Origin of the sequence: Winogradskyella haliclonae (assembly GCF_014635865.1) — a bacterium.
Lineage (GTDB): Bacteria > Bacteroidota > Bacteroidia > Flavobacteriales > Flavobacteriaceae > Winogradskyella > Winogradskyella haliclonae.
In genome coordinates this window covers 1,429,538-1,444,563 of sequence record NZ_BMDQ01000001.1, presented here as the reverse complement: position 1 = coordinate 1,444,563, position 15,026 = coordinate 1,429,538, and the positions used below count along the sequence as shown (strand labels likewise).

Here is a 15,026-nt window from a genome sequence, read left to right as displayed (position 1 = left end):
TTATCTTTCGGTTACGGCGGAAAATGACTCACGTCCTTTTCCGTAACTAATCATACACAAACCCATTGACAGTAATTAAACGAACGAACCAAAGAATTGAAAGAAATACTTAAAACACTTTACGAAGAGACAAAAGAACTAAAACAATCAATTGAGTCAATTGAATTACTCAATGGTAACAATAATTCAGAAAAAGGATTATTACAAGAACATCTTGTAAAGAAATTTGTAAATGTAAAAGTCAAAATGTATCAAGAAAATCACAATAAACCTCATATTCATATTGACATTGGCAAACAAAATCACGTTGCGAGTATAGAAATTGAAAATCAAGAATTATTAGCTGGTACGATTGAAAAAAAGTATGAAAAGATTGTAAAGAAATGGATTATTAAAAATAAAGAGAATCTACTTATAATTTGGGAGAATATGCAAAAAGGGCAAGTTTTTGATTTATCTGTTTTAAGTTAAAAATTAATTAATGGAATTTGATGAAAAATTAGGAATACTTACTCAAAATGTAGCAAATACTGCATTACAAGTAACACCTATTTTAAGTATACCTAATCCACCTTCTGCAATCCCATTAGGCTGTGGAATCTTCCTGAAAATTAATGAAGATAGATATTTGATAAGTGCTGGACATTTATTGAATTTAGAAGATTGGCCAAATTTGATGGTTCCAGGAGCCGATAAAAAAATGGTATGGCTAAACGGAATAGTTATAACATCATATAAAAATTCAAAAACTGACAACCCAATAGACTTTGGAATTCTAAAATTTTCAGCAAGACAGAACAAAAATTTTGTTGGAGGTAATTTAGGCTTTTGTAATCCATCAAACATTATAGTAAATCATAAAGTACAGCAAGGTGGATATTACGTAATTGCAGGTTACCCAGTTTCAGGAGTAAAAAAAACAAGTGGCAAAGCTGAATTTAAACCAATTCCAGTAAAATTTTTAACTTATCCAGTAAAAGATAATAAATACGAAAAGCATGGTTTTAACCCTGACCATTTTATTTTGGTAAAATATCAAAGAAAAGTTGCGCCATTTGGTTCAAAGAAAAAACAAATCACAAAGGAGTTAAGAGGAATTAGTGGCAGTGGACTTTGGTATGTTCCAGATTGGAATGACAGAAAAAAAGGAATTCCAAAATTTTATTTGGTTGGAATTATGGTAGAAAATTATAAAGACAAGGGTTTTGTTGCAGCATTGAGAATTGATTTTGCAACAGAAGTAATCAAACAGTTTTTCATCTATTCACCATTTGAGCATACAAAATTTGATTTTGGAGACAACGTCAAGAATTTATATGGCTCGGAAATAAAATAACTACTGCCAACAACGTGTATAGCTCATTGCGACAGAATTCTTAATCGGAATTCGTTGCAATTTGCTATCTTTCGGTTACGGTGGAAAATCATAGCTGATTTTCCGCAACGAGCCATACACAAAGCCCATTGTCATTAATTTGAAAAAAACACTAACAGAGAGAAATAGCAAAATTTTATTATGGATTGGATTAATTCTATTCCTGATTGGAATTGGTGTTTTTTTTTATAAAGAAAGTATTATTTTCGATTCAAAGGTAAATGCAGAAAAAGTAGCACAATTTGGAGATTTCATTGGCGGAATAGTAGGCTCTCTTTGGTCATTGGCTGGTGTGATTTTATTTTATGTGGCTCTAACCGAACAAAGAAAGGACATTGAAATAAATAGAGAAACCCTAAACGCACAAGTTTCAGCGTTAAATCAACAAATTGAGGAATTTGAACTACAACGAACTGAATTATCTGAAACTAGAAAAGTTTTTGAAGAACAAAGTGAGACATTAAAAATTCAGCGTTTCGAAAACACTTTTTTTCAGCTATTAACCTTACATCACGAACTTGTTGATAAACTTAACTTTTCTAAAACTTCAATGATGAGAAATGAAAGATTAGAAAAAAGAGAAGTTTTATCTAAGGCTTCCGCTGACTTGGAAATCAAATTAAAATATTCAAATAGTATTGAAGAAAGAACTTCTGTTGGTTCTGTAGAATACAAAGAAAGCATTCCAAAAACTAAAGAAATTGCTGTTAAAAGATTAAACATGGCATATAAAGAATTTTATTTTGATGATTATAAGCAGATATTAAGCCACTACTTTAGAAATGTATATCACATTTTTAAATTCATTTATTTTTCCGAACTAATTGAAAAATCCAAAAAGCAGTTTTACGCTACTCTTGTAAGAGCTCAGCTTTCCTCAAATGAATTGTTTTTGATTTTATATAATTCGCTTCATCAAGGTTTGGGATATCCAAATTTCTTGTTTCTGATAAAAGAATTTGACATAATGCAGAATTTTGATTTTAGGATAATGGCGAAAAATCCTTATCATCAAGAAATCTATGAAGAAAAAATAAAAAACGTGAAACCTAATTTTAAAAAAAACTAATGGCAACACCGTGTATAGTTCATTGTGGCTAATTAGAGCGATGAAAAGATTTTTTTATTTAATACAGTTTCTTTTAATAAGTGGGATAGCCTTTGCTCAAAACAAAAACTATGGTTATATATCAAAGTATAAAACAATTACCCATGAACTTTTGAGCATGGAAGAAAGAGCATTTAAGCAAACAGATATCAATTATCAGAAAATGTACAAATTGATAGATTCCATTATTGATTATACTACCCAAAAAATTCAAAAAATCAAACTAGAGACATCACTGAAAAACAAACAAAGAGCATTAAAAATTTTGCATACAATTGACCAATCTTTAACTGAATTCGATTTCATAACTTACTATACTATAGAGAGATTAAATCAAGCACTAATTAAAGTTGAGATTAAAAAAGAAAATATTAATCTTTTTGAACAAAAAGATAGACGAGACGGCAATCAAACGATATATTTCTTTGACTACTATAGACATTCCGATGATGATTCAGGTGCTATTTGTATGACTAAAAATCGAAGGGAATATTTTTATAATAGTGAGTCTAACAAATTCTATCGGTCAGATTGTGATTTGACTGCATTTATTTACTTAGGCATAGCTCAAGTAAATAATTTACCTATGTATTTGGTAGAGGTGCCAAAACACAACTTTATTAGATACCAAATTAATGAAAATTCATTTATTAATTGGGATAATAATTCTGCAAATACGTTTAGTAATGAAGATTTTAGAAATGGTTTATCACCAACTGTAAGCACACAGTTCAATCTTGAAGACGAAAAGAAATATGGTTATTTAAAAAACATGACCCATAAAGAAGTAATTGGTTATCATTATGAAAATGTTGCAAGATATTCAATTGAAAATAATGAATATGAAAAAGCAATAGAGCAACTAAAACTAGCAGTAAAAAATAGACCTTATTCAAAATATGCTAGTGAAGATTTAAGTTCTTTATATCATAGTATTGGCTATAAAAATATTCAAGAAAGGAATTATGCCAATAGTATATTGAATTTTCAAGAAGCATTAAAAATTAACGATACAATGCAATATGCAAATGACAACTTGGGATATGCTTTAATAAGAATGAACAGATTAGATGAAGGAAAAAAATTTATAGATATATCAATTAAATTAGGAAATAACAATCCAGCATATTCATCAAGAAACCTAGGCTTATATTGTTTCTACAAAAATGATTTTGACTGTTCGAAAGAGCATTATTTGGATGCTTTTAATTTAGCAAAAAAATATGTTGATTTTTTAGATTATCACTATGCAGAGCTTCTTTTAAAATTGGGAAAATTGGATAAGGCTATTGAGCATCTAAAAATTGCAGCGGAAAAAGGTGAATTTGACGCTAAAGAAAAATTAAATGACTTAACAAAAAACTAACCATAACAATGTGTATAAGTAATAGCGGTTTAAGTGATAAAACGAGAGCATAAACATAAAACAAAGGTCAATATAAAACCGAAAGGTTTGTGAGTAAAAATCCGCTACTACTCATACACCAACACGATGATGTACAATTCACCTAAAGGTGAACTCAAGTTGCTACACTGTCACTCCGTTCCAATTCCTACCCCTTGAGATATGTAAATTACACCACATTCAATCAAAAGTTTTTATTAATTTAGTTATCGCAATGAGCAAAAGGCACAGTCATCAACTAAGTGTATAGCGCATGAGGTGCAATGATAGCTACCTCGTGAGATGAATAAGTCAACTCACTCGCCATACATAAAGCCCATTGCACACACCTGTGAAATGAATAAAAAGAAAATATTATCATTAATAAATCAAGCAACAAAATCTTTCAATGAAATTCATTTATTGGTTACAGAAAAGCAATGGTTAGAAAATCAAAAAGAACTTTTGCTGGAAAACAAAAGTTTGGCTTCAGAGGCAATTGGTGCATTAGAACCAATATTTGAAGAGACTATTTACAATGACAAAGAGTTAGCCAAAGCAAAGAGTATATTTAGAAGGTCTTTAACTATAACAGATATGTTCGGTTCAAATGTTCTTTTAAATGCTGTTTCGGAGTTAAAAATTGCACACTCAAGAATAAAGCATCATTTTTCTGATAAAAAAGCTAACACCACTTTTAAAGTTTCAAAAACTCAATCTCTTAAAAAAGTTTTTATTGTTCATGGTCATGACGAACTGTTAAAGACGGAAGTTGCTAGATTTATAGAAAAGTTAGGTTTAGAAGCAATAATTCTTCATGAACAAGCTAGTTCCGGAAAAACAATTATTGAAAAAATTGAGGAATATTCCAATGTTGGATTTGGCGTAGTTTTATATACACCTTGCGACCAAGGAAACAAAAGAAACGATTCTAAAAATATAAAGTTTAGAGCAAGACAAAACGTCGTGTTTGAACATGGCTATCTAATTGCTAAAATAGGGCGAAATAACGTTTGTGCATTAGTAAAAGGGGATATCGAAATCCCTAATGACATATCAGGAATCGTCTATATTCAACTAGAAAGCAATTGGAGACTTGATTTAGCGAAAGAATTAAGAAATAGCGGTTATCAAGTTGATATAAATTTAGTTATTTAAAAAAGGCAATGTACAACAACTTGTATAGCTCATTGCTATCTTTCAGTTACGGCGGAAAATCATAGCTGATTTTCCACAACGAGCTATAGACAAAACAGATAACCTTCTCCATTTAACTCTTCATAATCAAATAATTTTCAAAGGATTATTTTTTTGGTTGACAGTATTGTTGACACAAGTTGGTCACAATTTGTAGTTAAAATACTAAAAAGTGTATTTTTACATGAGTATTAATTTAACTTAGTTATTCTTCCCAAACCCAACCAGAACGCCTATATACACTTCTTAAGATACGATTAAAATTTGTTACATGCATAGCGTATTGTTCTTTTGTTAGAATTGCTTTTATTTTGCCATTCATGTCATCTACCATTTTCAAAAAGATAGTTTTTCTCTCTTTTGCAGTATAATCTTTGTCCTTATCGTCTAAGCGAGCCATTTTAGCTGTAGAGTTAAATATGATGTTAGTGTAACTATTCTCAACCTCATCCGACAATTTCATCTTTTTAGTATCCTTGTAAAATTGAAAATGCATATTGGCAGATTCTTGCCACGTGTAAGCAGTATCTACTTTACGTTCATTAACTTTTTCCATTAAAGCTTTTCCGCTTTGAGAATAAGCAAACATAGAAGCTGAAATAGTGAATAAGAGTGTAAGAGTTTTTAATTTTTTCATAAAATTTATAAGATTTGATTATTTTTCTGATTTATGTATTTACCAACTACAATCGCAGTGATTACTACCAAATAAACTTGGCCTATTAAACCTATTAATATAGCTGCTTTCTGTGAAAGAGATGTAATAGGTAAGATGTCGCCGTAACCAATAGTCATTAGTGTTATATAGCTATAGTATGTTAAGTTTTCCGTTATCGTACTGCTTTCTATAAATCCAGAATAAGAGTTAGGATGTAATGTTTCAATACTCAAACAAATAAAAAATGCAATTAAACCTAAGGATATGTAACCACTAACTAAGCCATAAATTACCTTTTTATCTACAACTTTAGCTCGCCATACTTGTTTAATTAGTTCTAATGTAACAAGCACGTAAAACAAAAAATATACTATCATACGCCAAATTCCATAACTATTTCTATTCATAAATTCAACTGTGACTATTGCTATGCTGGCTAATAAAAGAATAAATAAAGTAAATTTTAGAAATTTACTTTTACTTGCTATTAAAATACCAGCTAATAAATTGACTAAAAATAATATAGGAGCAATTGTCGTATCGAACAATGCGGACGGAATAATTAATGAACCAAACAAAACAAAAATTTGGCTAATAAAAAAAAGTTCGAACCGATATGAATATAAATTCTTCAAAAATTATGATAATAGTTCATCTTTAAATATATAATCTGTATAGTTCACTTTATACAAAACGCTATAAAATGCCGGTATAAATAATAAGGTAATAACAGTTCCGAATAATAAACCTATCATAATAGTAACTGCCATAGGTTCCCACATTTCTCCTCCACCAAGATACAAGGGTACTAACCCCAAAACTGTTGTGAAAGTGGCTAATAATATGGGTCTAAAACGCTGCAAACATGCGGCTATTATTGCATCTTGAGGTTTGCGCTTTAGTTCATTCTCTTCAATCTCAATTCTATCTACTAGCACAATAGCATTATTAATGACAATTCCAGCTAAAGAAATCACGCCTAAAAAGGCCATAAATCCAAAAGGCACTCCAAATATGAGTAAACCTATTACCATTCCTATAACGCCTAAAGGAATGGTACTGACAATCATAGTCATCTTTCTGAAAGAATTGAATTGAATAATAAGTAGCATCACAATAATAAAGGCTGATAATGGTAAATATTTAGCAACAGCTCCCATGTTTTCTGCTGAATTAGCCGCATCACCACCCAATTTATAGGTATAATCGTCTCCCCAAGTAGCTTTTTGTTCTATTAACCAAGGTGTTATTTCTGAAGTAATAGCCGAAGCATTTCCTGTTCCTGTTAACTCACTAGAAACGATGACGGTCCGCGTTAAATCTAATCGCTTGATTTTTGAGTATTGCCATTGTGGTACTATGGATGCGACCTGTAATAATGGTACACTTTTGCCAGAATTTTGAGCATAAACGTTTAAGGTTTCCAATGAAGATAAGGATTGTTGTTTACTTTGGTTACTTAACATGATGATAGGAATAGACTTATCACCTTCTCTAAATTCACCTGCTCTAAAACCATCTAAAACAGTTTGCAATGATGTTGCTATATCCTGATTAGTAATGCCTGCATTTTGAGCTTTATTTCTATCGATGTTTATAACAAATTTCTTCCCTTTTGGCCCCCAATCATCCTTGATGTTTTTTGTACCATCAATACTGAAGAGTTTTGCTTTTATTTCTTCGGAAATGCTTGCTAATTTATCTGGGTCATCACCAGAAACTTTTATTTCAATTGGTGTTCCACTACCACCAGAGCCTAACAATCCTACTTTTATATCTGCATTTGGAAAATTGTTAAATGCAAATTTGTCAATCCGTTTGACCATGTCATTATTAACCAAAAATGACGAGGTATTTACTAATATATGCGCGTAGTTAGAATTTGCCTCATCAGCATTATAACCTAAATCATAAGACGAAGGTCCTTCTCCAATGTAAGCTGACCAATCTACAATGCCGTCTGATCTGTTTTCATTCGTTTTAAGCTCTCTTGTAATAAAATCTTCAATAGCATTAATGACAGCAGTCGTACTTTCAATTTTAGTGCCTTCAGGAAGATTCACATCGATAGTAATCATATTTCTATCACTGTCTGGAAAGAATACAAACGCCAATTTAGTAAATAGGAACAGTGACAAAAAGAACATAAAAACTATGCTTACTAAAACAGAACGTTTCCATGATAAAGCAAATAAAATAAGGTCTTTATACTTGCTTTTTAAACCATTAATTATTTTATCTAAAAAGCTTTCTTTTCCTTCTTCTTTTGGTTTTACCTTTAAGAAAAATACACAGAACAATGTGATAATACTCAACGCGATAATCCAAGAAGATAATAATGCAATAGTTATCACTACGAAAATTGGCCCCATAATGTCACCCATAACTGATTCGGCCATAAAGAATGCTAAAAATGCCGCTGAAGTTGTTAATGTTGAAATCAATAACGGCGTAAACAACTCCGAACATGAATCTATTGCGGCCTTCATAACATCAATCCCGTTTTCTATTTTCACCATTATAGACTCAGCTACCACAATGGCATTATCTACCATCATTCCAAGTGCCATAATTAAAGCTGCCAACGAGATTTGATTTAAACCAACATCAATCAACCCCATTACCATTAGCGTTGTAATAGTTACTATTGGTATTAAACTGGCAATCACCAATCCTGTTCTTATACCTAAAAAGAATAACATTACGGCTAATACAATAGCAATTGCTTGTAAAAGATTACCAATAAAATCACTGATTTTTAACTCTATATATTGATCTATAGATGCCAAACGCGAGACTTCTAGACCAACAGGTAATTTTTCTCTCCATGTATTTAAAACGACATCTAATTCCTCACCAAGTTTAATAATATTAGCTCCTTCTTTAAGTGATACGTGTAACGAAATAGCATCCTTTCCATTAATACGAACTTTTTGTTTCGGTGGGTTGATATAGCCTTTTTTAATGTTGGTAATATCTCCAAGTGTTACAACTTGTCCGTTTTCGCCAACAGGAATAAGCATTTCTTTAATATCGTCTAAACTACTAAAATTACCTGTTGGTTCTAAAATGATACGTTCTGCTTCTACATTTATAGTTCCACCAGAACTCAAAATGTTAGTATTGCCTATAATGCCTTGAAGCTTGCTTGAAGTTAACCCATAAGGCTTTAATCTTGCATTTTCAAATTCCACAAAAACACGCTCTTCCTGCACACCATTGAGTTCTACTTTGGCCGCATCTTCTAATTTTATAAGATCATCACGTAAGTCATCAGCATAGTCTTTCATTTCTATATAGGAATACCCATCACTAATTAAGCCAACAGCAATCCCAAAAACTTCTCCTATGCCATCGTCTTGTAGCTGAGGTTGTACATTATTAGGTAATCCTTGAATAGTATTCAATTTTCGACGTAATCTGTCCCAAACAGCTTGCAAATCTTGAGGTTTAACCTCCATTTTAAGTTCCACCTGCACTACAGAAAGTCCTGAGCGAGAAGTACTTTTTACCTCTTTTAGTTCTGGAAGTTCCTGGGCAACTTTTTCAATTTTATCTGTTACCAATTCTTCAACACGTTCCGGACTTGCACCTGGAAAAGATGATACCACAGACGCTACACGAATGGTATAGGGCGGCATACTATCACGCGATAATGATTGGTAAAAAAGCATACCCATAACCATTACAACGGCAAGAATGCTTAAAACAACTCGGTTTTTTTCTATTGAAAACTTAGTAAGATTCATCTGGTTGGTTTATTAAATTATTGTAATCTTACTTTTTGTCCATCTAGCAAAGTTTGTAAACCAGCTGTTGCTATTTTATCTCCTGCATTTAGTCCACTTTTTACTTCAAATCCAGAACCTGATAGTTCTCCAACTTCAATGGCTTGCTTTTTCACGGTTCCAGTTTTGCCATCTTCCGAATTAATAATAAATACGAAATTGCCATTACCATCTTCACCAACTGCTTTTAATGGAATTACTAATGTGTTATCGTTTTGCTTTTCTTCATTATCAAAATCGAAAGTCACGTTTGTTGCCATTCCTGGCTTTATTTCTGGTATTGGGTTAAGTATTTCGATAGCTGTAATGTAAGTTGAGGAACTTGGGTCTATACTTGGAGAAACCTCAAAAACACGTCCTTCGAAAATTTTACCTTCTAGAGCAGTGAACTTTAATTCAGTATTCATATTTACCGTTACTCTATTTACAATAGCTTCCGGTAAACCAATTTCAACTTTTAACCCTTCACCTGCATTCATACCTGCAAATGTATGCCCCGCAGAAACTTGTTCATTCACAGCACCGTCTGTCCAAGCAATGACTCCGTCCTTAGGTGCTCTAATTACACCATAGCTTAATTGGGTTGCTTGTATACTTTTGTTCCGTTTTGCTGATTCAAATTGGTCCAAAGCCGATTGGTATGAGTTTTTAGCTTGTTCATAATCTGCCAATGAATTACTTCCTTTCTCATATAACGACTTTACACGATCTAAACTAGATTTTGCCGTGTTCATTGCTGAGCGAGCTGCGTTTAATGACGACACTGACTGTTCATATGCCAAGTTGGCTTCAATGTTATCAAGTTTAGCAATTACATCCCCTTTTTTAACGCTTGCTCCTTTCCAATGATTTACTTTTGTGATAATTCCACCACTCCTAAAGCTTAAATTTATGGCATCCATTGCTTTAGCTGAACCACTAAATGTTCTTATTGTTTGGGCATTAGAAGTTCCTACTACTTCATATTTAACCGGTCTTAATACTTCTTCTTTGGTTTCTGTTTTTTCCTTACAGGAATTTAAGCTTAAGAATAATATTAATGCTGAAAAGAGGTGTATATGTGCTTTCATAATTAGTTAGTTTCTGCTTAAGATATATTGTTGTGCACGTTGAATAAATTCTTGATTTTCTGTTTCTGTATGCATCAAAAAGAAATAGCCTATAGCTCTCTCTAACTGCATAGATGTAATTAAATAATTATAGTTAGCTGTAGCACGGGCTAATTGTGTTTGTAAATAGTTAGTTTGTGCGTCTATTAATTGAATAACAGGAACAGCGCCTTCTTGATAGGCATTTTGTGTAAGTTCTAAACTTTCCTTTGCCGTTTCTTCCGAAATTTTTGAAATTTCAATATTTGCAATTTGATTAACTAAATCCAAAACAATATCATTCACATTTTTTTCAATGTTTAAATCGGTATTCTCTCTTTGAATTTGAAGTTGTTCTTCTTGAATTTTTATGGTTTGCCTATTAATATTCCTTAGATTTTGTTGAAAAATTGGTAATGACAAATTTAAACCAACATTATAAGTGCCATCTGGTGCTGTTATTGCACCTGCAGGTAGCGTGGAGCCAACTCCCCATTGGGATATGGCTAAACTGTATTGTCCTTGTAAGGATACCGTTGGAATAAATCGACCATAATCGTTAAGGTCATAATTGCGCTCTGTAACATCAAGATTAAAATCTATATTCTTTAATTCTGGTGCATTCTTTTTAGCTTCTTCAATCAAAAACTCTATGAGATTGGCCTGTAATTTAGGATTGTCTAGCAATTCGAAAAAATCTTGATATCTATAATTCTTAAAAACCCCTTCCGAAAGTTCTGCATCTATAACATCTATCTTATTGGATATTTGAGTATTCAATAATTGATTGATGGTAAAGAAAGATTGACTTAGTTGATTACCTGCTTCAATTAAGCTTTGAGTATTTTGTGCTAGTTGACTTCTAAAGCGTAATACATCAGATTTACCAGATGCACCTGCTTCAAAATTTTGCTCAGCTAGTTCTAAATTACGCTTGGTGACTTTTAAATTCTCATTCTGAATTTGTGCATTGGTCTTTAATATCAAAGCATTAAAATAAGCTATTGAAGCATTTAAAAGGGCATCAAGTTCTGCGGCACTATAGGTCTGTTCTTGAGCTTTTTGAAGACTGTTTTGAATACTAATATTAGCGGCTGCACTTTCAGAATAAATAAGCTGGTTTGCTACAACTACAGCTGAAGTCGAAAACTCAGGACTTGCGCCACCGGAAATTTCAGCAACTCTGGGGTCAACATAAAGCCCCGATGCAGATGCAGTAACATCAGGTAAAAAACCACTTTTAGAAGTTTTTATGTCTTGCTGTGCTAATTCAATATTTTTTCGTTCTGCTTGTAATGAAAGATTATTTTTTACTACATCATTCATAATGTCTAATAGAGACAATGAAATATCTGAGGCTACAACCGCATTATCTCCTACAAAATCTGCTTTTCCCAGAAGGCTATAGCGTAAAGGAAATTCTATTTGCTTGGCAGTAGAGAAGTTGATACTTAATTTTTTCTTATAATCAATAAATAATGGAAGCTCTGAGGCGTTTGTTCCATTAATAATAGCTTCCACATTTAAAGCAATGCGTCTAAAAAATTGACTGATGTTTGTTTCGGGTTGATTAATTGCTAAGATGCCTTGTTGAACTGTTCTATTTTCAAATGCTGAAAAAGAAGGTAATTTCCTTGAGTTTATTTCGTCAATTAAAGCCTTAAGTTCTGCATCGGTTTTAAAGAAGCCTCCGGCCATATATACAGCGTCGATTCCAGATAATAGATTACTAACATTATTGTCATCATTAATTGGTATCAATTTATAATTACTGTCTTGTTGAGAAAAATAATTGTTGAACAATTCCCTTACAGGTAGTGCCTCAACAACATAATCTTCTATAATAATACCAATATTTTTATAATCAAATAAATCTCTAAAGGCTTCTAAATCTTCCTTGTAGGAGATTGGAGCAATGATATAGGTTACATTTTCAATTTCAGAAGTAGTTTGATTCTCAGGTAAATCGATAAAATCATTGTTAACAGAGCCAAATACTATAGTCGGTTTAGGATAGATGTCTTCTTCATAAATCACGATATTATTTATAAGACCAAATGACAAAATAATATCTGTATCATCATTTACTAACTGTTGATAATTGGACTTTGCCTTATCAATATTATGATCATTTATTAAGACATCACTAAAATTTACACTGGTATTTTGCCCAACTACTGCTCTAATTTGAGATTTTAAATCTTCTAATAGGGGCTGTGTTTCAGATGTTGATTCGTCACTCAAAATTCCAATTTTGACCGATTGACTATAACCAATAAAATAAAACAAAAAAGCTAGAATTATTAACGTTCGTTTCATTAGAAATTTCTTAAATGGCGTTACTTGAAAAGTATTTACTATTGCAATGTAGTACTTATATACGTTATATCGAAATTGTTTAAATTTTTCACATTTTTTCTAAACATAAAACACTTGAATGGTCTGTTTTTATTGATTTTTTTGTTAAAACATCATATTTGAATGTTTTGTTATTATAAAAACTCTACATTTACATAAAAGTATAAATATTGAAACCAACCAGCCTTTCTTTTTTTTGCTTTCTGAGTGTAACTATGTTATATGTTGACTTTACTTTTGCACAGTTAACAGTTGATGCCGATATTCGTCCGCGTTTTGAATACCGTCACGGTTTTGGAAACCTATTTCCCGATAATGCGGAACCAGGTGCTTTTGTTGAGCAGCGAACACGTTTAAATATTAATTATGTAATTGATAAAGTACAATTAGGAATTAGTGTACAAGACGTAAGCGTTTGGGGTGATACTCCTCAAATAGCAAGAAGCGACGATAATAACTCATTTTCACTATTTCAAGCTTGGGTAACTTATGATTTTAACGAAAATTGGTCAACAAAGTTAGGTAGGCAAGTACTGTCTTATGACGATCAACGTATTTTAGGTGGCTTAGACTGGGCTCAACAGGGACGTTCTCATGATGCAGCTTTAATACGCTACAAAAAAGAATCTTTCAAGTCAGACTTTGGGTTTGCTTTTAATCAACAAAACATAAGCAGCGAGGGTAACGGTTTTTTCCTTCAAAGTGCCTTTACTTATAAGAGTATGCAGTTTGCGCATTTACATAAAGATTGGCCTAAGCTTAAAGCAAGTCTATTATTTCTAAACACAGGATTTCAAAAAACAAAACAAGAAAATGGCCAAACTGTCGAAGATGGTGTTAACTATGTGCAGACTTTAGGAACTTTTTTAACTTATCCAATTAAAAACACAAACCTAAGAGGTAGTTTTTATTATCAGTTTGGAGAAAATACGTCAGATGTAAATATCAGCGCTTATCAGCTATTAGTTGAAGCAGATTATAAACCCAATAAAACATTATTTGGTTTAGGATTAGAAATTTTAAGTGGCACTGACCAATCTGGAAGTTCTGAAAATAATTCGTTCTTTCCTTTGTACGGGACCAATCATAAGTTTAATGGATACATGGATTATTTTTACGTCGGAAATCACGCTAATAATGTAGGCTTAAACGATATTTATGGAAAAGTTGTTTTTAAAACAAGTGAGACATCTACACTTTTATTAAAAGGGCATTATTTTCAAGCTAACGCTGATTTATTAAATAATGAAGATAAATACCTAGGAACAGAGGTAGATGTAGTTTATACACTAAAGCCAATTAAAAATGTAATTTTAAATATAGGATATTCACATTTATTTGCATCAGAGAGTATGAGCCTTGTAAAGAATGGAAGACCTAACGAAAATACTAATAACTGGGCTTGGGCGAGATTAATGTTCAGACCGACATTATTTAAAACTAAAGCAGAGTAATGCCAAAACTAAAGGACATAAAAATCTTACCACCAAAAGGTTCACATTGGAGAGAAAAAGCTGTTTTCTATATTGCTGTAATTTGTGGTTTAGGTTTATTTATGGCTAAGGAAAGTCGAGTGACTTCTTATTTAACCGATGACCCACAAGCCTGTGTTAATTGTCATGTAATGACACCTGTTTATAATAGTTGGATGCATAGTTCGCATCGTGAGTGGGCCAATTGTAATGATTGCCATGTCCCACATGATAATGTATTTAATAAGTATTACTTTAAGGCTAAGGATGGTTTATATCATGCTTCAGTATTCACAATGAGAGCTGAGCCTGATGTTATAGAAATGAAGGAAGCTTCTCAGGAAGTCGTTCAGCAGAATTGTATTCGTTGTCATGTCCAGCAAGTAACACAAGCTAAATATGATGGTTGGATAGAAGGCCATAGTGAAAATAGATTAGGACGTCAGTGCTGGAGTTGCCATAAACAAGTACCTCATGGTAAAGTCCATGGATTATCAACTATTCAAAATAATATAGCGCCATTGCCAACAGATAGCGATGAAATGGTTATTCCATCGTGGTTGGCAGAAGCAGTAAATAAAGAATAAATCATTTGATT

At 32.1% G+C, this 15,026-nt stretch carries 12 protein-coding genes; 7 read left to right on the top strand and 5 right to left on the bottom strand.

Going from position 1 to position 15,026, the window contains the following annotated elements:
• Positions 1–96 precede the first annotated feature (96 nt).
• The 5 genes from IEV10_RS06600 (at position 97) to IEV10_RS06580 (ending at position 5,025) form a co-directional block, all read left to right on the top strand.
• Positions 97–471, top strand: coding sequence for a DUF4160 domain-containing protein (locus IEV10_RS06600; RefSeq protein ID WP_188373891.1), 375 nt, complete (start codon positions 97–99; stop codon positions 469–471).
• Between the two features lie 10 nt (positions 472–481).
• The gene (locus tag IEV10_RS06595; protein WP_188373890.1) at positions 482–1,336 is read left to right on the top strand and encodes a hypothetical protein; all 855 of its coding nucleotides are present in this window, start codon (positions 482–484) and stop codon (positions 1,334–1,336) included.
• A gap of 139 nt (positions 1,337–1,475) precedes the next feature.
• On the top strand, positions 1,476–2,444 hold the full coding sequence (locus tag IEV10_RS06590; protein WP_188373889.1) for a putative phage abortive infection protein: 969 nt from the start codon (positions 1,476–1,478) through the stop codon (positions 2,442–2,444).
• Positions 2,445–2,484: 40 nt separating this feature from the next.
• Positions 2,485–3,849, top strand: a complete 1,365-nt coding sequence (locus IEV10_RS06585) for a tetratricopeptide repeat protein (RefSeq protein ID WP_188373888.1) — start codon at positions 2,485–2,487, stop codon at positions 3,847–3,849.
• Positions 3,850–4,224: 375 nt separating this feature from the next.
• Positions 4,225–5,025, top strand: coding sequence for a TIR domain-containing protein (locus IEV10_RS06580; RefSeq protein WP_188373887.1), 801 nt, complete (start codon positions 4,225–4,227; stop codon positions 5,023–5,025).
• A 244-nt stretch (positions 5,026–5,269) separates the two neighbouring features.
• On the opposite strand, the gene IEV10_RS06575 is transcribed toward IEV10_RS06580, so the two are convergent.
• The 5 genes from IEV10_RS06575 to IEV10_RS06555 all read right to left on the bottom strand — a co-directional run bounded on the left by IEV10_RS06575 (position 5,270) and on the right by IEV10_RS06555 (position 12,917).
• Complete coding sequence (locus tag IEV10_RS06575; RefSeq protein ID WP_188373886.1) at positions 5,270–5,701, bottom strand: hypothetical protein; 432 nt, start codon at positions 5,699–5,701, stop codon at positions 5,270–5,272.
• A gap of 5 nt (positions 5,702–5,706) precedes the next feature.
• Entirely contained in the window at positions 5,707–6,129 is a 423-nt protein-coding gene (locus IEV10_RS06570) for an ion channel (RefSeq protein ID WP_188373885.1), read from the bottom strand.
• Between the two features lie 231 nt (positions 6,130–6,360).
• A complete protein-coding gene (locus IEV10_RS06565) occupies positions 6,361–9,471 on the bottom strand; it encodes an efflux RND transporter permease subunit (protein ID WP_188373884.1) in 3,111 nt (1,036 codons plus the stop codon).
• Positions 9,472–9,488: 17 nt separating this feature from the next.
• Positions 9,489–10,580, bottom strand: coding sequence for an efflux RND transporter periplasmic adaptor subunit (locus IEV10_RS06560; protein WP_188373883.1), 1,092 nt, complete (start codon positions 10,578–10,580; stop codon positions 9,489–9,491).
• Between the two features lie 6 nt (positions 10,581–10,586).
• Positions 10,587–12,917, bottom strand: a complete 2,331-nt coding sequence (locus IEV10_RS06555) for a TolC family protein (protein ID WP_229719615.1) — start codon at positions 12,915–12,917, stop codon at positions 10,587–10,589.
• A gap of 254 nt (positions 12,918–13,171) precedes the next feature.
• On the opposite strand from IEV10_RS06555, the gene IEV10_RS06550 reads away from it, so the two are divergent.
• Together IEV10_RS06550 and nrfH are read left to right on the top strand one after the other, a co-directional pair.
• Positions 13,172–14,410, top strand: a complete 1,239-nt coding sequence (locus tag IEV10_RS06550; protein ID WP_188373881.1) for an alginate export family protein — start codon at positions 13,172–13,174, stop codon at positions 14,408–14,410.
• A complete protein-coding gene (nrfH, locus tag IEV10_RS06545; RefSeq protein WP_188373880.1) occupies positions 14,410–15,015 on the top strand; it encodes a cytochrome c nitrite reductase small subunit in 606 nt (201 codons plus the stop codon). The genes IEV10_RS06550 and nrfH overlap by 1 nt, the downstream gene beginning before the upstream one ends.
• Positions 15,016–15,026 lie beyond the last annotated feature (11 nt).